We start from the raw sequence: 18,799 nt of genomic DNA on the forward strand, positions 1-18,799 counted from the left end.
CGTGGGCAGGCAGTTCTACGCCCTCGTCGCTGTCTCGCAGAGTGCGTTTGTTTTTTCGGGTGTTTCCGAGCGGCTCCAGCCTGCGTAAAACCTGGGTGCGTGGGTTGTATCTTCTATTGTCCACTGTAAAAAAAGAGCACGACTTGACGTTGCTGAGGTGGGTCCCCGCCTTCCGATTTCGGATTCGACCCGTCCTGATATTCAGCGAGGAGCACGTCCGTGGAGGCGGTGTTGAGGTAGGTGGGGGCGGCAATCACCCCGCGAGGATTTTTTGCCTGTCGGGCGTTCTATCCGATAACCCATTGATAAACGATGGCACTGCCTCAGCTATACTCCCCTCCATTTGAATGGCCCTTCGAGGAATTACTGTGAAGAACTGGACCTTGCGCCAACGCATCTTGGCAAGTTTTGCGGTCATTATCGCCATCATGCTGTTAATGGTCGTGGTCTCCTATTCACGGTTGCTGAAGATCGAAACCAGCCAGGAAGCCGTCCGGGACGACGCGGTGCCGGGCGTTTACCTCAGTTCGATGATCCGCAGCGCCTGGGTCGACAGCTATTTGCAGACCATCGACATCATCGGCCTGCGCGACGACAAAACCTTCACCAATACCGATAAGAACGACTACAAGTCGTTCGAAGCGCGTATTGAACAGCAGATGGCCAACTACGAAAAAACCATTCATGGCCAAGCTGACCGCATGGAGTTCGATAACTTCAAGGCGGCGCACATCAACTACAACAAAGTGCTGGCCCAGGTGCTGGAACGCGTTGAAGCCAATGACCTGCCGGGCGCGAATCAATTGCTCGAGGAGCAATTGACGCCGATCTGGACCGAAGGGCGCATGAAGCTCAACGACATCATTACTGAAAACAAGAACGTGTCTGACCGGGCGACGGCGGCGATCGACGAGGCGGTACTGTCGGCCAAGATCAGCATGGCCGTATCGCTGCTCATCGCCATCTTGGCTGCCGGGCTGTGCGGCCTGTTGCTGATGCGCGCGATCATGGCGCCGATGCAACGCATCGTCGATATCCTCGAAACCATGCGCGACGGCGACCTGAGCAAACGCCTTAACCTGGAGCGCAAGGACGAGTTCGGCGCCGTCGAAACCGGCTTTAACGACATGATGACCGAGCTCACGGCCCTGGTGTCCCAGGCCCAGCGCTCGTCGGTGCAGGTCACCACCTCGGTGACCGAAATTGCCGCCACGTCCAAGCAGCAACAGGCCACCGCGACTGAAACGGCCGCGACGACCACTGAGATCGGTGCCACGTCGCGCGAAATCGCAGCCACCTCCAAGGACTTGGTTCGCACCATGACCGAAGTGTCCACCGCCGCCGACCAGGCGTCGGTGGCTGCCGGCTCCGGCCAGCAAGGACTGGCGCGCATGGAAGAGACCATGCACTCGGTGATGGGCGCGGCCGACCTGGTCAACGCCAAGCTGGCGATCCTCAATGAGAAGGCCGGCAATATCAACCAGGTGGTGGTGACCATCGTCAAGGTGGCCGACCAGACCAACCTGCTGTCGCTCAACGCCGCCATCGAAGCGGAAAAAGCCGGCGAGTACGGTCGCGGTTTTGCCGTGGTCGCCACCGAAGTACGCCGCCTCGCGGACCAGACCGCCGTGGCCACCTATGACATCGAGCAGATGGTGCGCGAGATCCAGTCCGCAGTGTCTGCGGGGGTGATGGGCATGGACAAGTTCTCCGAAGAAGTGCGCCGCGGCATGTTCGAAGTGCAGCAAGTGGGCGAGCAGTTGTCGCAGATCATCCACCAAGTACAGGCGCTGGCGCCGCGGGTGTTGATGGTCAACGAAGGCATGCAGGCCCAGGCCACCGGCGCCGAGCAGATCAACCACGCCCTCGTGCAACTGGGCGATGCCAGCAGCCAGACGGTGGAGTCCCTGCGCCAGGCCAGCTTTGCCATTGATGAACTGAGCCAGGTTGCGGTGGGTCTGCGCAGCGGCGTGTCGCGTTTCAAAGTCTGATGAGCGAACTCGCGGCTAAACGCGGCGCCGTCCCGGCAGCGAAAAAGGCGTTGTTCCTGGTGTTCCATATCGGCCAGGAACGCTATGCCCTCAAGGCTACGGAAGTGGCCGAAGTGCTGCCGCGCCTGCCTTTGAAACCCATTGCCCATGCACCGCAGTGGGTCGCCGGGATCTTTGCCCATCGTGGGGCGCTGGTGCCGGTCATTGACCTCAGCGCCTTGACCTTCGGCAACCCGGCCCAGGCCCGCACCAGCACGCGGCTGGTGCTGGTCAATTACCAACCCGACGCCGGGTCCCAAGCGCGTTGGCTGGGACTGATCCTGGAGCAGGCCACCGACACCCTGCGTTGCGACCCCGCCGAGTTCCAGCCCTACGGCCTGGCCAACCGCCAGGCACCCTACCTGGGGCCGGTGCGCGAAGATGCGCTGGGCCTGATGCAATGGATCGGTGTGAACGACCTGCTGACCGATGACGTGCGCGCCGTGCTGTTTTCTGCCGAGCTGAGCGTATGAGCAACGACCCGCGTTTTTTTGCCTTTCTTAAAGAGCGCATCGGCCTGGACGTTGCGTCGGTGGGCGAAGCCATCATCGAGCGCGCCGTGCGCCAGCGCAGCCAGATCGTCCAGGCACCCACGCCGGGCGAATACTGGCAGCACCTGCAAAGCTCCCAGGACGAACAGCAAGCGCTGATCGAAGCAGTGATCGTCCCCGAAACCTGGTTTTTCCGTTACCCCGAATCCTTTGCGACCCTGGCGCGCCTGGCCAAGGCCCGCCTGGTCGATATCAAGCAGATGCGCGCATTGCGCATCCTCAGCCTGCCGTGCTCCACCGGCGAAGAACCCTATTCGATTGCCATGGCGCTGCTCGATGCGGGCCTCGCGCCGCATCAGTTCAAGGTACAGGGGATGGACGTCAGCCCGCTGTCGGTGGAGCGTGCGCGACGCGGGGTGTACGGCAAGAACTCCTTTCGCGGCGGTGACATTGCCTTCCGTGACCGCCACTTCACTGAATACGGCGACGGCTTCCACATCGCCGATCGGGTGCGCGAACAAGTGCGCCTGCAAGTCGGCAACCTGCTTGACCCGGCGCTGCTGGTTAATGAGGCCGCCTATGACTTCGTGTTCTGCCGCAACCTGCTGATCTACTTCGACCAGCCCACCCAGAAACAAGTCTTCGACGTGCTCAAAGGCCTCACCCACGTGGACGGTGTGCTGTTTATCGGCCCGGCCGAAGGCAGCCTGCTGGGGCGCCACGGCATGCGTTCGATTGGGGTGCCGCAGTCCTTTGCGTTCAGCCGGCAGGGCTCGCCGCAGCTGCCCGAGCCAACGTTTATACCGACGCCGGCTCCCACGCCTCCGCGCAGCACTGCGCCGATTTCAGCTAAACCACGGCCGTTCAGCACCGTCAGCGCCCAAGTTTTACCGATCAAGGCTACGCCCTCCGATGCAGGCACCTTGCTCAGCCGGATCGCCACCCTGGCCAACGAAGGCAAAAGTGCTGAGGCTCGGGCCGCGTGTGAAGGCTATTTGAACAGCCACCCGCCGGCCGCCCAGGTGTTTTACTGGCTGGGGCTGCTCAGCGACGTGGCCGGCAGTGCCCTGGAAGCCCAGGGCTATTATCGAAAAGCCTTGTACCTGGAACCCCAGCACCCGCAGGCCTTGATGCACTTGGCCGCGTTGCTCGAGTCCCGGGGCGACAGTGCGGGCGCGCGCCGTCTGCAGGCGCGAGCCGCCCGTAGCGAGCGAGCCGACAGTGAGTCCAAACCATGAGTAACACCGAGGCGCTCGACACCACCGGCCTGGACCTGACCCTGGCCGACACGCAAGCCATCGACGACTGCTGGAACCGCATCGGCATCCATGGCGATAAGTCCTGCCCATTATTGGCTGACCATATCCATTGCCGTAACTGCTCGGTGTATTCCGCCGCCGCCACGCGTCTGCTGGACCGCTACGCCTTGCAGCAGGACGACCGACGCCCGCAGACGGCGGCCGAAGTCGACACGGAGGTGGTCACCCGTTCGCTCTTGATGTTCCGCCTCGGCGAAGAGTGGCTGGGCATCGCTACACGCTGCCTGGTGGAAGTCGCGCCGTTGCAACCGATCCATTCCCTGCCGCATCAACGTTCCCGCGCCTTGCTCGGCGTGGCCAACGTGCGCGGCGCGCTGGTGGCGTGCTTGTCGCTGGTGGAACTGTTGGGCCTGGACGCCACCAGCAGCGGTGCCACCGGCGGGCGCATCATGCCGCGCATGTTGATCATTGCCGCACAGGATGGCCCGGTGGTGGTGCCGGTGGATGAAGTCGACGGCATCCATGCCATCGATGAGCGCACCTTGAAGGCCGCATCGGCGTCCGGCACCCAGGCCAGCGCGCGCTTTACCCAGGGTGTATTGCCGTGGAAAGGCCGGAGTCTGCGCTGGCTGGACGAGGCGCAATTGTTGTCCGCCGTGACCCGGAGCCTCTCATGACCCCCGACCAGATGCGTGATGCCTCGCTGCTGGAATTGTTCAGCCTGGAAGCCGATGCGCAGACCCAGGTGTTGAGCGCGGGCCTGCTCGCCCTGGAACGCAACCCGACCCAGGCGGACCAGCTCGAAGCCTGCATGCGCGCGGCGCACTCGCTCAAGGGCGCCGCGCGCATCGTGGGGGTGGATGCCGGGGTCAGCGTGTCCCACGTCATGGAGGATTGCCTGGTCAGCGCCCAGGAAAACCGCCTGTACCTGCAACCCGAACATATCGATGCGCTGCTGCAAGGCACTGATCTGCTGATGCGCATCGCCACGCCAGGCAATGACGTCGGGCCGGCTGATGTCGAGGCCTACGTCGCGTTGATGGAGCGTCTGCTGGATCCGTCCCAGGCGCCTGTCAACGTCGCGCCGCCACCGCCGGAGCCAGCGCCCGTCGTCGAAGAACTGCCGCCGGAACCCGAACCCGCGCCGCCGGTGACCAGCGAGCCGCCGCGTCAAGGCAAGCGCATGACCGAAGGCGGCGAACGCGTACTGCGCGTCACCGCCGAGCGCTTGAACAGCCTGCTGGACCTGTCGAGCAAATCCCTGGTGGAAACCCAGCGGCTCAAGCCGTACCTGGCCAGCCTGCAACGCCTCAAGCGCATTCAAAGCCAGGGGATACGGGCGCTGGATACGCTGGACGGGCAACTCAAGACCCAGGTCCTGAGCCTCGAGGCCCAGGAAGCCCTGGCCGACACGCGCCGTTTGTTGAGCGAAGCCCAGGCCTTGCTGGCGGAAAAGCACGCCGAGCTGGACGAGTTCGGCTGGCAGGCCGGGCAGCGCGCCCAAGTGTTGTATGACACCGCACTGGCCTGCCGCATGCGCCCGTTTGCCGATGTATTGGCTGGGCAAGTGCGCATGGTGCGCGACCTCGGCCGCAGCCTCGGCAAGCAAGTGCGCCTGGAGATCGAGGGCGAAAAGACCCAGGTCGACCGTGACGTATTGGAAAAACTTGAGGCGCCGCTCACCCATTTGTTGCGCAATGCCGTCGACCACGGCATCGAAATGCCTGAGCAACGCCTGCTGGCGGGCAAGCCGGCTGAAGGCTTGATCCGCCTGCGTGCCTCCCATCAGGCCGGTTTGCTGGTGCTGGAGCTCAGTGATGACGGCAATGGCGTCGACCTGGAGCGCCTGCGCGGTACCATCGTCGATCGGCACCTGTCACCGGTCGAAACCGCCCTGCGCCTGAGCGAAGAAGAGTTGCTGACGTTCCTGTTCCTGCCGGGGTTCAGCCTGCGTGACACGGTCACCGAAGTGTCCGGGCGCGGCGTGGGCCTGGACGCGGTGCAGCACATGGTCCGCCAACTGCGCGGCGCGGTGGTGCTGGAGCAGACGGCGGGGCAGGGCAGTCGTTTCCACCTTGAGGTGCCGTTGACCCTGTCGGTGGTACGCAGCTTGGTGGTGGAAGTCGGTGAGGAAGCCTATGCGTTCCCGCTGGCGCATATCGAACGCATGTGTGACCTCGCGCCCGATGACATCGTGCAATTGGAAGGTCGCCAGCATTTCTGGCACGAGGGCCGGCATGTGGGCCTGGTCGCTGCCAGCCAGTTGTTGCAGCGCCCGGCGGGGCAGAGTCCGTCAGAAACGCTGAAAGTGGTGGTGATCCGCGAGCGCGATACGGTGTACGGGATTGCCGTGGAGCGCTTTATCGGTGAGCGTACGCTGGTGGTGTTGCCGCTCGATGATCGCCTGGGCAAGGTCCAGGATATCTCCGCGGGTGCCCTGCTGGATGATGGCTCGGTGGTGTTGATCGTCGACGTTGAAGACATGTTGCGTTCGGTGGACAAACTGCTTAACACCGGCCGATTGGAACGTATTGCGCGGCGCAGCCAACAAACCACCGAGGCCCCGCGTAAGCGCGTGCTGGTGGTCGACGACTCGCTGACCGTGCGTGAGCTGCAACGCAAATTGCTCCTTAATCGTGGTTATGAAGTGGCCGTGGCGGTCGATGGCATGGACGGCTGGAACGCCTTGCGCTCCGAAGACTTTGACCTGTTGATCACTGATATTGATATGCCCCGCATGGACGGTATTGAATTGGTCACACTCTTGCGCCGTGACAGTCGCCTGCAATCGTTGCCGGTGATGGTGGTGTCCTACAAAGATCGCGAAGAAGACCGACGTCGAGGACTCGACGCCGGTGCGGACTATTATTTAGCCAAAGCCAGTTTCCACGATGACGCCCTGCTGGACGCCGTGGTGGAACTGATCGGAGGCGCACGGGCATGAGGATTGCGATCGTCAATGACATGCCCCTGGCAGTGGAGGCCTTGCGCCGCGCCTTGAGCTTCGAGCCAGCGCACCAAGTGGTGTGGGTGGCCAGCAATGGGCTGGAAGCGGTGCAACGCTGCGCCGAACTGACGCCGGACCTGATCCTGATGGACCTGATCATGCCGGTGATGGACGGCGTGGAAGCCACTCGCCAGATCATGGCCGAGACGCCGTGCGCCATCGTTATCGTGACCGTCGACCGCCAGGCCAACGTGAGCCGGGTGTTCGAGGCCATGGGCCACGGCGCCCTGGACGTGGTGGACACCCCGCCCCTCGGCGTGGGCAACCCCAAGGATGCGGCGGCGCCGTTACTGCGCAAGATCCTCAATATCGGCTGGCTGATCGGCCAGCGCGGCAGCCGCGTGCGCGCCGAAACCGTGCCGGCGCGCGCATCCGGCAAACGTCAAAGCCTGGTGGCTATCGGCTCCTCGGCAGGTGGTCCGGCTGCCCTGGAAATCCTGCTCAAGGGTTTACCTCGCGACTTTCCAGCCGCCATCGTGCTGGTGCAGCATGTGGACCAAGTGTTCGCGGCGGGCATGGCCGAGTGGTTGAGCAGCGCCTCGGGCCTGCCGGTACGCCTGGCCCGCGAAGGCGAGCCACCGCAAAGCGGCGTGGTGCTGCTGGCCGGCACCAACCACCACATTCGTTTATTGAAGAATGGCACGCTAGCCTATACGGCAGAGCCGGTGAACGAGATTTACCGGCCGTCGATCGATGTGTTTTTCGAAAGCGTGGCCAGCCACTGGAATGGCGATGCCGTCGGTGTGCTGCTGACCGGCATGGGGCGCGACGGGGCCCAGGGCCTCAAATTGCTACGTGAACAAGGTTATTTGACCATCGCCCAGGATCAGCAAAGCTCGGCGGTGTATGGCATGCCCAAAGCGGCGGCGGCGATCGATGCTGCTGTTGAAATTCGCCCACTGGATAGAATTGCGCCCCGGTTGCTGGAGGTCTTTGCCAAATGAACATGACCTCTCGCGGCTGGCTTGCAGGCAGTAATTCAGGTGACTGCACATGAATGATTTACAGATCGACGACATCAAGACCGACGAAAACGCCGCCATGGTGTTGCTGGTCGACGACCAGGCCATGATCGGTGAAGCCGTGCGGCGTGGCCTGGCCCATGAAGAAAATATCGACTTCCACTTCTGCGCCGACCCACACCAGGCGATTGCCCAGGCAATCCGTATCAAGCCGACCGTTATCCTGCAGGATCTGGTGATGCCAGGTCTGGACGGCCTGACACTGGTGCGCGAGTACCGTAACCACCCGGCCACGCAGAACATCCCGATCATCGTGCTTTCCACCAAGGAAGACCCGCTGATCAAGAGCGCAGCGTTCTCGGCCGGGGCCAATGATTATTTGGTCAAGCTGCCGGACAACATCGAGCTGGTGGCGCGCATCCGCTATCACTCGCGCTCCTACATGACCCTATTGCAACGGGATGCGGCTTATCGCGCGTTGCGGGTCAGCCAGCAGCAGCTGTTGGACACCAACTTGGTGCTGCAACGGCTGATGAACTCCGATGGCCTCACGGGGCTGTCCAACCGTCGCCATTTCGACGAGTACCTGGAACTGGAATGGCGCCGTGCCATGCGTGATCAGACTCAGCTGTCGTTGTTGATGATTGATGTGGATTTCTTCAAGACCTACAACGATAGTTTTGGGCATGTCGAAGGTGACGAGGCGTTGCGCAAGGTTGCGGCGACCATTCGTGAGGCCAGCAGTCGGCCTTCGGACCTGCCGGCGCGTTATGGGGGGGAAGAGTTTGCACTGGTATTGCCTAATACCTCGCCGGGCGGGGCGCGGTTGGTGGCTGAGAAGCTGCGGATGGCGGTTGCCGCGCTGAAAATTCCGCATATCGCGCCGACTGAGGGGTCGAGTCTGACCATCAGTATTGGGCTGTCGACCATGACGCCGCAGCAGGGGACGGATTGTCGGCAGGTGATTGTGGCGGCGGATAAGGGGTTGTATACGGCTAAGCATAATGGGCGCAATCAGGTGGGGATTGAGTAGGGCTGAGTGCTTCTGTGTACATATCCGTTGCTGCGGTCACGGCCACTAATGGTTCCGCTCTTACAGCGGGTCACTTTTTGAAAAGCGCAAAAAGTAACCAAAAAACGCTTCGCCCCAACACTCGGCACCTCGCCTAGGCTCGGTGTACCCTCACTCCGGCTTGAATCCGTGGGCCGCCGCGATGGGCCATCCTTGGCCCAGCGCGGCTAACCCGGCGTCCTGCCGGGTTACCCACGGATTCAAGCCTGCGTTCGGCCAGCGTGTTTGACGGGGCGCCTCAGATCAAAAGCAAAAGCGCGGCGGCCTTAGAGCCGACCGGGGTTGGGGGTGCGTTACTGGGTTAAAAATGTGGGAGGGGGCTTGCCCCCGATGGCGGTGTGTCAGTTGATGCATCTGTGGCTGTCACACTGCCATCGGGGGCAAGCCCCCTCCCACAGTTTGAACTGCATACATCAGGTAGATATCAGCCTGCTTTGCCCTACTTTTGCCCTGCTTTTGATCTGGCTTTTGATCTTGATCTTAGGCGCCCCGTCAAACACGCTGGCCGGAATTCGGCAGGGATTTGGGGGGTAAACCGGCAGGGATGCCGGTTTAGCCGCCCCGCGCCATGGATGGCGCGTGGCGGCGGCCCCCAAATCGCTGTCGGATTACGGGTACACCGAGCCTAAGCGAGGTGCCGAGTGTTGGGGCAAGAGCGTTTTGCTTACTTTTGCGCTCTTCAAAAGTGAGCCGCTGTGAGAGCGGAACCAATAGTGGCCGTTACCGCAGGAATGGATATGTACTCCAATGATCCAGCCCCGCGCCTTTTCGCCCAGCGGACTGCCGCTCCCCCCCGTTTGCCGTTATACTCGCCGGCTTTCAAAAGTTCGCCAACGAGTGCTGCCCGCCATGGAAATCAACCCGATCCTTAACACCATCAAGGACCTGTCCGAGCGCTCCGAAACTATTCGGGGGTATCTTTGACTACGATCAAAAGCATGAGCGTCTGACCGAAGTCAATCGCGAGCTTGAAGATCCGGCTGTCTGGAACAAACCTGAATACGCCCAGGAGCTGGGCCGCGAGCGTGCTGCGCTGGCACAGATCGTCGACACCCTCGATGAGCTGAACACCGGCCTGGGTGATTGCCGTGACCTGCTGGACATGGCCGTCGAAGAAAACGACGAAGGCGCAGTGGGCGATGTCGTCGCCGAGCTGGCCCGTCTCGAGGAACACCTCGCCAAGCTTGAATTCCGTCGCATGTTCAGCCATGAAATGGACCCGAACAACGCATATCTGGACATCCAGGCCGGTTCCGGCGGCACCGAGGCCCAAGACTGGGCCAACATCCTGCTGCGCATGTACCTGCGCTGGGCCGACAAGCGCGGTTTCGACGCAACCATCATGGAGCTGTCGGCCGGTGAAGTCGCGGGTATCAAAGGCGCGACCGTGCACATCAAGGGTGAGTACGCCTTTGGTTGGCTGCGGACCGAGATCGGCGTTCACCGTCTGGTGCGCAAGAGCCCGTTCGACTCCGGCAACCGTCGCCATACCTCGTTCTCCGCCGTGTTCGTCTCGCCAGAGATCGACGATAAGGTGGAAATCGAGATCAACCCGGCCGACTTGCGTATCGACACCTACCGCTCCTCCGGTGCCGGTGGTCAGCACGTAAACACCACCGACTCGGCCGTACGGATTACCCACGTACCGACCAACACCGTGGTCAGCTGCCAGAACGAACGTTCCCAGCACGCCAACAAGGACACCGCCATGAAAATGCTGCGGGCCAAGTTGTACGAGCAGGAAATGCAGAAGCGCAACGCCGCTTCCCAGGCGCTGGAAGACACCAAGTCGGATATCGGCTGGGGTCACCAGATCCGTTCTTATGTGCTCGATGCGTCGCGGATCAAGGATCTGCGCACTAACATCGAACGCAGCGACTGTGACAAAGTGCTCGACGGCGATATCGACGAATACCTGGAAGCCAGCCTGAAATCGGGCCTGTAAAAGACTGTAGGAGCCGGGGGGACGCAGCGTCCTTGCCCGGCGATCCCCAGCCGAAGGCTGGGGGCAACGAACCTGTGATGGAATTTCAAAAGACATGAGCGACCAACAACTCGACCCGCAAGCCCTGCAACAGGAAGAAAACTCCCTGATCGCCCTGCGCAAGGAAAAGCTGGCTGCCGAGCGCGCCAAGGGCAATGCCTTCCCCAACGACTTCCGCCGCGAAAACTACTGCGATGCCTTGCAGAAGCAATACGTGGACAAGACCAAGGAAGAGCTGGCAGAGGCTGCGATTCCGGTCAAGGTGGCAGGTCGCATCATGCTTAACCGTGGCTCGTTCATGGTGATCCAGGACATGACCGGGCGTATCCAGGTCTACGTCAACCGCAAGACCCTGTCCGAAGACACCCTGGCCTCGGTGAAAACCTGGGACATGGGCGACATCATCGCCGCCGAAGGCACCCTGGCCCGTTCCGGCAAGGGCGACCTGTACGTGGAAATGACCAGCGTGCGCCTGCTGACCAAATCCCTGCGCCCGCTGCCGGACAAGCACCACGGCCTGACCGACACCGAACAGCGCTATCGCCAGCGCTACGTTGACCTGATCGTCAACGAAGACGTGCGCCAGACCTTCCGCGTGCGTTCGCAAGTCATCGCCCACATCCGCAGCTTCCTGATGCAGCGTGACTTCCTGGAAGTGGAAACCCCGATGCTGCAAACCATCCCCGGTGGTGCCGCAGCCAAGCCGTTCGAAACCCACCACAACGCGCTGGACCTGGAAATGTTCCTGCGTATTGCGCCTGAGTTGTACCTCAAGCGCCTTGTGGTTGGCGGCTTCGAGAAGGTGTTCGAGATCAACCGCAACTTCCGTAACGAAGGCGTCTCGACCCGTCACAACCCAGAATTCACCATGTTGGAGTTCTACCAGGCCTACGCCGACTACGAAGACAACATGGACCTCACCGAAGAACTGTTCCGCGAATTGGCGCAGCTGGTTCTGGGCAGCACCGACGTGCCTTACGGCGACAAGGTGTTCCACTTCGGCGAGCCGTTCGTGCGTCTGTCGGTATTCGATTCGATCCTCAAGTACAACCCTGAGCTGACCGCCGACGACCTGAACGACATCGACAAGGCTCGTGCAATCGCCAAGAAAGCCGGCGCCAAGGTGCTGGGCTTCGAAGGCCTGGGCAAATTGCAGGTGATGATTTTCGAAGAGCTGGTGGAGCACAAGCTCGAGCAGCCGCACTTCATTACTCAGTACCCGTTCGAAGTGTCGCCGCTGGCCCGTCGCAACGATGACAACCCGAACGTCACCGACCGTTTCGAGCTGTTCATCGGCGGCCGCGAAATCGCCAACGCCTACTCCGAGCTCAACGACGCGGAAGACCAGGCCGAGCGCTTCATGGCCCAGGTGGCCGATAAGGACGCCGGCGATGACGAAGCCATGCACTACGATGCTGACTTCGTACGCGCCCTGGAATACGGCATGCCGCCCACCGCCGGTGAAGGTATCGGCATCGACCGCCTGGTGATGCTGCTGACCAACTCGCCGTCGATCCGTGACGTGATCTTGTTCCCGCACATGCGGCCGCAAGCGTAACCGTAGCGAAATCCGAAGCCGCCTTTTATAAGGCGGCTTTTTTATGTGGCGTTTATAAGCGTCAAGCAAACAGCGCCAGGTTTTGATCTATTCAAGGATGTGTGTCGTGAACCGCGTAATGGCTCAAGAAGGTGCCGCCGGCATTGCTGCTGCCGTGGCTGAAAGCGTCCAGTACCAGGGCCGCAAGGCCAGCCGTCGGGGCAGCGAGCAGCGCAGGCAAGACATTCTCGATGCCGCCATGCGCATCGTGGTGCGTGACGGCGTACGGGCTGTGCGCCATCGGGCAGTGGCGGCGGAGGCGGGGGTGCCGTTGTCGGCCACCACCTACTATTTCAAGGATATCGATGACCTGCTCACCGATACGTTTGCCCAATACGTTGAACGCAGTGCCGCGTTCATGGGCAAGCTGTGGGTGCGTAACGAAGGCCTGCTGCGTGAAATGGTCGCCTATGGTGACGGCAGCCCCGCCTCGCGCTCGCAGTTGGCCGATGACATTGCGCGGCTGACCGCCGACTATGTGCTACGCCAATTGACCAACCGTCGCGAACACCTGATGGCCGAACAGGCTTTTCGCCAGGAAGCCTTGCTCAACCCGCGCCTGGCGGAACTGGTGCGCTCCCATCAGCAAATTCTGTTGCAGGGCACCGGGCAGTTTTTCCAGGTGTTGGGCTCCCGCGAGCCGCAACAGGATGCCAAAGTGTTGACGGCGATAATCAGTCGGATGGAATATCAGGGCCTGTTGGGCGGCGCAGAGCCTCTGACCGGTGAAGAAATGCTTGAGATCCTCAAGCGTTACATGCATTTGGTGTTGGCCTCGGTCTGACACCGGGGGATGTCCAATGAAAACCTGGCGTTTGGTTGTAATCGCCTTGTCGTTCCTGCTGCTCAGCGGTTGCCTGGTCGCCTTCAAGGAGCCGCTGCCGGCCCATGAAGCCGCGCCGCCGGCCCTGCTGGGCCAATGGACCAGCAAAAACGCCTGGGGCGAGCCGCTCAACCTGCACATCACCCGCGTCGGCGAGCACCGTTATAAGGCCGTGAGCTACCCTACAGCCAAGCCAGGCCAGCGTGACGAGTACCTGTTCAGTGTGTCGCGCCATGGCAACCGCTGGTACCTGTCAGCGCCGTTGCCGGCCAAACTGGGCGGGCATTTCATCCTGGCGGGTTTTGAAATCAGCGAAAAGCACGAATTGGTGGTCTACACCCTCGACCTTGAGCAGATTCATCAAGCGATAGGCCAAAAAAACTTGCATGGCAGTACTGTGGAAACCGTCGAAGGCGCCGGGGTGCTGGTCGACAGCCCCTTGGACCAGGTGTTTGCCTACCTGGATGACCCGGCCAATGCCGATGTATTCGTAGAGGCCGTGCGCTACCGGCGCGCGGGCAAATAACGTTTAAAGAGGAAGCACCGGGTGGACGATTACCAGCAGACGATACGCACCTTGTCTGATCGCATTGTGCTGGCGCAAACACCGATTCGCGTCCTCGACGCCGTGAAGTGGGACGAGAACATTCGTCAGGGGTTCCTCAAGGCCAAAGGCAAGGAAATGCCGGCGGTTGACCGTGATTACTATCTCAACCGGCCACTGGCGTTCGACTCCAGCGCGGTGAAGCTGGAGTTCCAGAACATCGAGCGCGACATCACCCGCCGGCTCGGCCAGTTCAGCCCGGTGGGGCAGATCATGCGCCGCATGTGCCGGGAATATCGCATGGTGGTGCGCATGCTCGAAGCGCGTGGCACCGAGGATTTCGGCCTGATTTCCCAGGAACTGTACGGCGCCGCCTCTGATGCGTTCCACGCCGGCGACCCGACCCTGGCCGACCTGGGCCTGATGCTGTCCGACTACCTGAACAATATCGACGGCCGTGGCGACCTCAAGGACGAAGCCAAGACGCTCACCGCCAAGGACGCCGTCGCTCTGCTGCAAACACGCCTGAATAAAGTATTCGGCGAGGCTGAAGAAACCATCCGCGTGTTCGAGTCCGACGGTATCGTCGCCGACGCGGCGGCGGGCGCGGACTACATCAAGATCCGCGCCGACGCGATGTTCAACGACCGCGACGTGCGTGCCCTGGAAGTGCATGAAGGCCTGGTGCACGTGGGCACCACCCTCAATGGCCAGAACCAGCCCATCTGCACCTTCCTGTCCAAGGGCCCGCCGTCGTCCACCGTGACCCAGGAAGGCTTGGCGATCCTGATGGAAATCATCACGTTTGCCTCCTACCCGAGTCGCCTGCGCAAGCTGACCAACCGCACCCGCGCGATCCATATGGTGGAGGAGGGTGCCGATTTCCTGCAGGTGTTCGAGTTCTTCCGCGAGCAAGGCTTTGAGATGGCCGAAAGCTACGGCAATGCCAGTCGCGTATTCCGAGGGTCGGTGCCGACCGGTCTGCCGTTTACCAAAGATCTGTCCTACCTCAAGGGCTTTATCATGGTCTACAACTACATCCAGCTGGCCGTGCGCAAAGGCAAGCTGGAACAAGTGCCGCTGCTGTTCTGCGGCAAGACCACCCTGGAAGACATGCGCACCCTGCGCCAACTGGTCGACGAAGGCCTGGTGGTGCCGCCCAAGTACCTGCCCGAGCAGTTTCGCGACATGAACGCGCTGGCGGCGTGGATGTGTTTCTCCAACTTCCTCAACCACCTGAGCCTGGATCGGATCGAGGCGGATTACTCCAATATCCTTTAAACCGTGGTATTCGCGAGGCTTCAACGGATGAGAATCCTCGGCATTCTATGCCTGCTACTCACATTGAACGGCTGCAGCTCATTGCTGTTCTATCCCGAACCCGGCCTGCCGTTCACGCCGGAAAAAGCGCACCTGCAATACCGCGACGTCACCCTCACCACCGCCGACGGCGTGAAGCTCCACGCCTGGTGGCTGCCGGCCAAGCCTGGTGTGCCGCTCAAGGGCACGGTGCTGCACCTGCACGGTAACGGTGGCAATCTGGCCTGGCACTTGGGTGGCAGTTGGTGGCTGCCCGAACAGGGCTACCAGGTGCTGCTGCTGGATTATCGCGGTTACGGCTTGTCGCAAGGCAAGCCCTCGCTGCCCGCGATCTATCAGGATGTGGATGCGGCCTTCACCTGGATCGACAAAGCGCCTGAAACCCAAGGCCAGCCGCTGATCGTGCTGGGCCAAAGCCTGGGCGGTGCGCTGGCGGTGCACTACCTGGCCGCGCACCCGGAGCGCCAATCCCGGCTCAAGGCGCTGGTGCTGGACGGCGTGCCTGCCAGTTATCGTGACGTAGGACAATTCGCCCTGAGCACCTCCTGGTTAACATGGCCGTTTCAGGTGCCGTTGTCCTGGCTGGTACCGGACGCCGACAGCGCGATCCATGCCATGCCTCAGCTGACCGGCGTGCCGAAGCTGTTGTTCCACAGCCTGGATGACCCGATCGTGCCCGTGGCCAATGGCATTCGCCTGTACCAGGCCGCACCGCCGCCCAGGGTGCTGCAGTTGACCCGAGGCGGTCATGTACAGACCTTTGCCGACAAGACTTGGCAAACCGTGATGCTGCGTTACCTCGATGACCCGCAGCACTTCAACGGCCTGCGGCGGCTGGGCGAAATTCCGAACTACCCCACTTCTAACGTTGATTCATCAGAGAGCCCGCAATGAGCGAAGAACGCAACATGATCCCGCTGATCCTCACCGGTATCGGCACCATCATCGGTACCGTCGGTTGCCTGTGGTACTACGGTTACCTGCACTTCGCCAAACCGGAAGATGCGCTGTTGCTCAGCGATTTCACCCTGCTCAAGACGGTGCCGGGCGAGGACTACAAGATCTCGCTGACGCCGGCCGCGCAAGTGGCGCAGTGCGTCGATGGGGTGCTGGTCATGTTCGATACCGAGCAGAAAGGCCTGAGCGGCGTGCTGGTCAACAACAAGAAGCAGGCCGTGCGTTGCCTGGGTCAGGAGACCCCACAGTTACAGCAGTAATCTATGCCTCGGCCGCCGCTGCCTGGCCATAAATCCTGGAACCGTTTCGTGTAAGAAGCCACTGAATGAGCTGTCAGCCTTGCTGACAAAAATTACGAATGATTCCAGGAGAATGATATGGCGATTGGTGCAATCGACAGAGCAATGGGCATGGTCAATGGCCAGAACAGCCTTGATCAGGGTGGCGCCAAAGGTCCTGAGGAGCCGAAAGCTAAGGGCGGCGTAGACCAGGAACTGCTCAAGAAGCTGATGGCAATGCTGGGGGGCAGTGGGGGTGCCCAAGGCAGTGGTGGCTCTTCTGGTTCCGGTGGTTCGGAGGGTTCCGGCGGTGAGATGGACCCTGAGCAACTTCGCAAGATGATGAGCGGGCGCCAGGGCATGGAAGCGATGATGCCGGACAGTGACAACGGTCGTAAGGTCGGTGGCTGACAGGCAAAAAAAACCCCACCGTCCGGTGGGGTTCTTTTATTCCAGCATCAATCAGTTAGCAACGGAAGACCGTGGCTTGACCGGCTGGTTGTCGTTGGAGATGGTCACTTCAACGCGGCGGTTCATGGCACGGCCCGATACGCTGCCGTTGTCGGCAACCGGGTATTCCTTGCCATAGCCCTGGGTCACGATGCGCGAGATATCCACGCCCTGTTGGGCCAGTGCGCGTTGTACCGAAGCCGCACGGCGCTCGGACAGGCTCTGGTTGTACGAGTCGGAACCGGTGCTGTCGGTGTAGCCTTCGACGATCACTTTACGGTCCGGGTTGTCGCGCAGGAACTGAGCCAGTTTGGTGATGTTCACCAGGCCGCTGGATTTCAGGTCGGACTTGTTGGTAGCGAACAGCACGTCACCGAACGTTACCAGGGTGCCGCGATCAGTCTGCTTGGCATTCAGGCTGTCTTGCAGTTGCTTGATCTGTGCATCACGGGCGTCCAGCAGGGCGCGGGCGCGTTCGTCACCGGCGTTTTTCAGCTTGGCTTCGGATTCGCGCAGCACGATGGTGTCTTTGGCCACTTCAACGCGCTGGTTGGTCAGGTAGGCCAACTGGTCGACTTTCTTCTCGTCTTCCTTATCGCGGTAGGCCTTGTCAGCCTTGTCCAGCCATTCGCTGGCGTCCTTGGTTTCCAGCGCCGCCAGCTTGGTGGCTTGCGGGTTGGTTTGCAGGGCCGAGAAGTTGGTCCGTGCGTTTTCCAGGTTCGCGTTCGGCGGGGTGGAGCAGGCCGCCAGTGCAACGCTCATCGCCAGCAGGGCAGGGATCATCAATTGTTTACGCATAGTCGTGTCGTCCTTTCAATTCGATATCAGGTGCGATGCGGTCAAGGGGGGCGTCTTACTTCTGCTGGATAGCAGCCGGGCGCATGCCTTCCTTACGCAACTCATCAACAGCCTTCTGGGAATCCTTCACAGCCTGTTCAGCCTTGGCGGCCTGGGACTTACGCTCGGCGACGCGAGCATCCCACTCGGCTTGTTCAGCCAGGCGACGGGCTTCGTCGTAGTTCTTGTCGTGCATGGCAATCTCGGCTTGCTTGAGCTTGTCCTGGGCCGACTTCATTTCTACAGCTGCGTACTCGGTGCCGCCGGCGCTGACAGCGCTGTTGACTGCGGACTGGGTCACCGCGTACTGCTCGGTCGGAGGATTGCCGGCGCAACCCGCCAGAACGAAGCTGGTGCCGATTGCCAGCGCGGCCAATTTGAGCCCGCGCAGGTGGTTAAACGAGGATTTGGCAGTGCTGGTCTTCATCGTCTTCAACTCCATTGGATAACTCCTGAAAAACATTTAAATCCATGTCACTGGAGTGCGGCTGAGGACCTGGCGATAAAGCAGCAGAAGCCCTTTCAAACGGCCGTTCCAAGTGATGGCTTACTGGCTGTGACCGGAGGCTTTTTTCAAAAGTTCAGAGAAGATGGCGATTTGCCTAAAAAAATATCTGACTGATCGGTCAGCATAAAAAACTTGGAACTTCTGCGTTGCGCAGCGGTACGCCGGGCGCGTGAAGTGCCCGGCGTACAAGGGTTTGGCGGGGTCGTATCAGTGCTTCTGTTCGTCGCTGCTGGCGGACATATCATGCAGATAACGCCGCGACAGCGTCAGGAAGCGAGGGGTAGGACCGACGTCTTCATACAACGGATCGCCCTCTTCATCGGTGGCAATCACCTGCTGGCCCTTGATGTACGGAAAGCTGGCTTCCAGCTCTTCGAGGGCGGCGCCGATCAGCTCGCCGAGCAGTTCTTCAGTGTTGCGCTTGGGGTACATTTCGGCGATGGCCGCCAGCCTCGCGGCAGACTCCACATCCAAGTGGATGGCGTACTCGGTCTTGGTCAAGCGACCCTTGGCGTTCTCTTCCCAATGCTGGGCCAGTTCTCGGATTTTCATGGCAACCTCAATAAAGCCCGTGATGGCAGGCGGTGATGAGTGACCAGTCGCTGCATGGATAAACGCAGGCGACTCAGTGTTGAGACTAGCTGCAACTCACAAGGTTTAAAGTCTTGTCATAAATCGAC

The 18,799-nt window shown here is 61.0% G+C and carries 18 protein-coding genes; 15 read left to right on the forward strand and 3 right to left on the reverse strand.

The features are described 5' to 3' along the window. Positions 1–368 precede the first annotated feature (368 nt). From ACI512_RS10040 to ACI512_RS10110, 15 genes are all read left to right on the forward strand, one after another. A complete protein-coding gene (locus ACI512_RS10040) occupies positions 369–1,991 on the forward strand; it encodes a methyl-accepting chemotaxis protein (RefSeq protein WP_012722548.1) in 1,623 nt (540 codons plus the stop codon). Next, entirely contained in the window at positions 1,991–2,503 is a 513-nt protein-coding gene (locus ACI512_RS10045; protein ID WP_236381404.1) for a chemotaxis protein CheW, read from the forward strand. The genes ACI512_RS10040 and ACI512_RS10045 overlap by 1 nt, the downstream gene beginning before the upstream one ends. Beyond that, complete coding sequence (locus ACI512_RS10050; protein WP_236381407.1) at positions 2,500–3,759, forward strand: protein-glutamate O-methyltransferase CheR; 1,260 nt, start codon at positions 2,500–2,502, stop codon at positions 3,757–3,759. The genes ACI512_RS10045 and ACI512_RS10050 overlap by 4 nt, the downstream gene beginning before the upstream one ends. Further along, complete coding sequence (locus tag ACI512_RS10055; RefSeq protein ID WP_236381408.1) at positions 3,756–4,457, forward strand: chemotaxis protein CheW; 702 nt, start codon at positions 3,756–3,758, stop codon at positions 4,455–4,457. The genes ACI512_RS10050 and ACI512_RS10055 overlap by 4 nt, the downstream gene beginning before the upstream one ends. Continuing rightward, positions 4,454–6,724: a hybrid sensor histidine kinase/response regulator gene (locus tag ACI512_RS10060; protein WP_236381410.1), complete on the forward strand. Its 2,271-nt coding sequence runs from the start codon at positions 4,454–4,456 to the stop codon at positions 6,722–6,724. Before ACI512_RS10055 ends, ACI512_RS10060 begins: the two co-directional genes overlap by 4 nt. Further along, a complete protein-coding gene (locus tag ACI512_RS10065; protein WP_064054940.1) occupies positions 6,721–7,731 on the forward strand; it encodes a chemotaxis response regulator protein-glutamate methylesterase in 1,011 nt (336 codons plus the stop codon). The genes ACI512_RS10060 and ACI512_RS10065 overlap by 4 nt, the downstream gene beginning before the upstream one ends. Before the next feature lie 49 nt (positions 7,732–7,780). Continuing rightward, positions 7,781–8,782, forward strand: a complete 1,002-nt coding sequence (locus ACI512_RS10070) for a diguanylate cyclase (RefSeq protein ID WP_012722554.1) — start codon at positions 7,781–7,783, stop codon at positions 8,780–8,782. Between the two features lie 888 nt (positions 8,783–9,670). Continuing rightward, positions 9,671–10,766 (forward strand): peptide chain release factor 2 gene (gene prfB / locus ACI512_RS10075; RefSeq protein WP_236378888.1). Its coding sequence is split into 2 segments (ribosomal slippage): positions 9,671–9,742 and positions 9,744–10,766, totalling 1,095 coding nucleotides; the frame shifts between segments, so codons are not numbered across the junction. A 94-nt stretch (positions 10,767–10,860) separates the two neighbouring features. Then, positions 10,861–12,363, forward strand: coding sequence for a lysine--tRNA ligase (lysS, locus tag ACI512_RS10080; RefSeq protein WP_231809241.1), 1,503 nt, complete (start codon positions 10,861–10,863; stop codon positions 12,361–12,363). A gap of 106 nt (positions 12,364–12,469) precedes the next feature. Further along, positions 12,470–13,186 (forward strand): TetR/AcrR family transcriptional regulator, encoded by a 717-nt coding sequence (locus tag ACI512_RS10085; protein ID WP_080567166.1) that lies wholly within the window; start codon positions 12,470–12,472, stop codon positions 13,184–13,186. Between the two features lie 16 nt (positions 13,187–13,202). Beyond that, positions 13,203–13,751: a hypothetical protein gene (locus ACI512_RS10090; protein WP_236378890.1), complete on the forward strand. Its 549-nt coding sequence runs from the start codon at positions 13,203–13,205 to the stop codon at positions 13,749–13,751. 21 nt (positions 13,752–13,772) lie between these two features. Next, complete coding sequence (locus ACI512_RS10095; protein WP_012722558.1) at positions 13,773–15,050, forward strand: flavohemoglobin expression-modulating QEGLA motif protein; 1,278 nt, start codon at positions 13,773–13,775, stop codon at positions 15,048–15,050. 27 nt (positions 15,051–15,077) lie between these two features. Next, positions 15,078–15,983 carry an alpha/beta hydrolase gene (locus ACI512_RS10100; RefSeq protein ID WP_236378892.1) on the forward strand — a complete coding sequence of 302 codons (906 nt, stop codon included), beginning with the start codon at positions 15,078–15,080 and terminating at the stop codon, positions 15,981–15,983. Then, a complete protein-coding gene (locus tag ACI512_RS10105; RefSeq protein WP_064054946.1) occupies positions 15,980–16,306 on the forward strand; it encodes a hypothetical protein in 327 nt (108 codons plus the stop codon). The genes ACI512_RS10100 and ACI512_RS10105 overlap by 4 nt, the downstream gene beginning before the upstream one ends. Positions 16,307–16,423: 117 nt before the next feature. After that, positions 16,424–16,735: a hypothetical protein gene (locus ACI512_RS10110; RefSeq protein ID WP_064054947.1), complete on the forward strand. Its 312-nt coding sequence runs from the start codon at positions 16,424–16,426 to the stop codon at positions 16,733–16,735. A 51-nt stretch (positions 16,736–16,786) separates the two neighbouring features. On the opposite strand, the gene ACI512_RS10115 is transcribed toward ACI512_RS10110, so the two are convergent. The 3 genes from ACI512_RS10115 to ACI512_RS10125 form a co-directional block, all read right to left on the reverse strand. Beyond that, positions 16,787–17,572, reverse strand: a complete 786-nt coding sequence (locus ACI512_RS10115) for an OmpA family protein (RefSeq protein WP_012722563.1) — start codon at positions 17,570–17,572, stop codon at positions 16,787–16,789. Positions 17,573–17,627: 55 nt separating this feature from the next. Then, the gene (locus ACI512_RS10120) at positions 17,628–18,038 is read right to left on the reverse strand and encodes a DUF4398 domain-containing protein (protein ID WP_173390380.1); all 411 of its coding nucleotides are present in this window, start codon (positions 18,036–18,038) and stop codon (positions 17,628–17,630) included. A gap of 288 nt (positions 18,039–18,326) precedes the next feature. Then, positions 18,327–18,671 carry a pilin assembly protein gene (locus tag ACI512_RS10125; RefSeq protein WP_236378902.1) on the reverse strand — a complete coding sequence of 115 codons (345 nt, stop codon included), beginning with the start codon at positions 18,669–18,671 and terminating at the stop codon, positions 18,327–18,329. Positions 18,672–18,799 lie beyond the last annotated feature (128 nt).

It is taken from the genome of Pseudomonas petroselini, from assembly GCF_045037875.1.
Taxonomy (GTDB): domain Bacteria; phylum Pseudomonadota; class Gammaproteobacteria; order Pseudomonadales; family Pseudomonadaceae; genus Aquipseudomonas; species Aquipseudomonas petroselini.

Coding starts and splice junctions, on each gene's coding strand:
- ACI512_RS10055 (WP_236381408.1), top strand. CDS start 3,756: ATGAGTAACACCGAGGCGCTCGACACCACCGGCCTGGACCTGACCCTG.
- ACI512_RS10125 (WP_236378902.1), bottom strand. CDS start 18,671: ATGAAAATCCGAGAACTGGCCCAGCATTGGGAAGAGAACGCCAAGGGT.
- ACI512_RS10050 (WP_236381407.1), top strand. CDS start 2,500: ATGAGCAACGACCCGCGTTTTTTTGCCTTTCTTAAAGAGCGCATCGGC.
- ACI512_RS10065 (WP_064054940.1), top strand. CDS start 6,721: ATGAGGATTGCGATCGTCAATGACATGCCCCTGGCAGTGGAGGCCTTG.
- ACI512_RS10110 (WP_064054947.1), top strand. CDS start 16,424: ATGGCGATTGGTGCAATCGACAGAGCAATGGGCATGGTCAATGGCCAG.
- ACI512_RS10100 (WP_236378892.1), top strand. CDS start 15,078: ATGAGAATCCTCGGCATTCTATGCCTGCTACTCACATTGAACGGCTGC.
- lysS (WP_231809241.1), top strand. CDS start 10,861: ATGAGCGACCAACAACTCGACCCGCAAGCCCTGCAACAGGAAGAAAAC.
- ACI512_RS10090 (WP_236378890.1), top strand. CDS start 13,203: ATGAAAACCTGGCGTTTGGTTGTAATCGCCTTGTCGTTCCTGCTGCTC.
- ACI512_RS10070 (WP_012722554.1), top strand. CDS start 7,781: ATGAATGATTTACAGATCGACGACATCAAGACCGACGAAAACGCCGCC.
- ACI512_RS10045 (WP_236381404.1), top strand. CDS start 1,991: ATGAGCGAACTCGCGGCTAAACGCGGCGCCGTCCCGGCAGCGAAAAAG.
- ACI512_RS10120 (WP_173390380.1), bottom strand. CDS start 18,038: ATGAAGACCAGCACTGCCAAATCCTCGTTTAACCACCTGCGCGGGCTC.
- ACI512_RS10105 (WP_064054946.1), top strand. CDS start 15,980: ATGAGCGAAGAACGCAACATGATCCCGCTGATCCTCACCGGTATCGGC.
- ACI512_RS10115 (WP_012722563.1), bottom strand. CDS start 17,572: ATGCGTAAACAATTGATGATCCCTGCCCTGCTGGCGATGAGCGTTGCA.
- ACI512_RS10060 (WP_236381410.1), top strand. CDS start 4,454: ATGACCCCCGACCAGATGCGTGATGCCTCGCTGCTGGAATTGTTCAGC.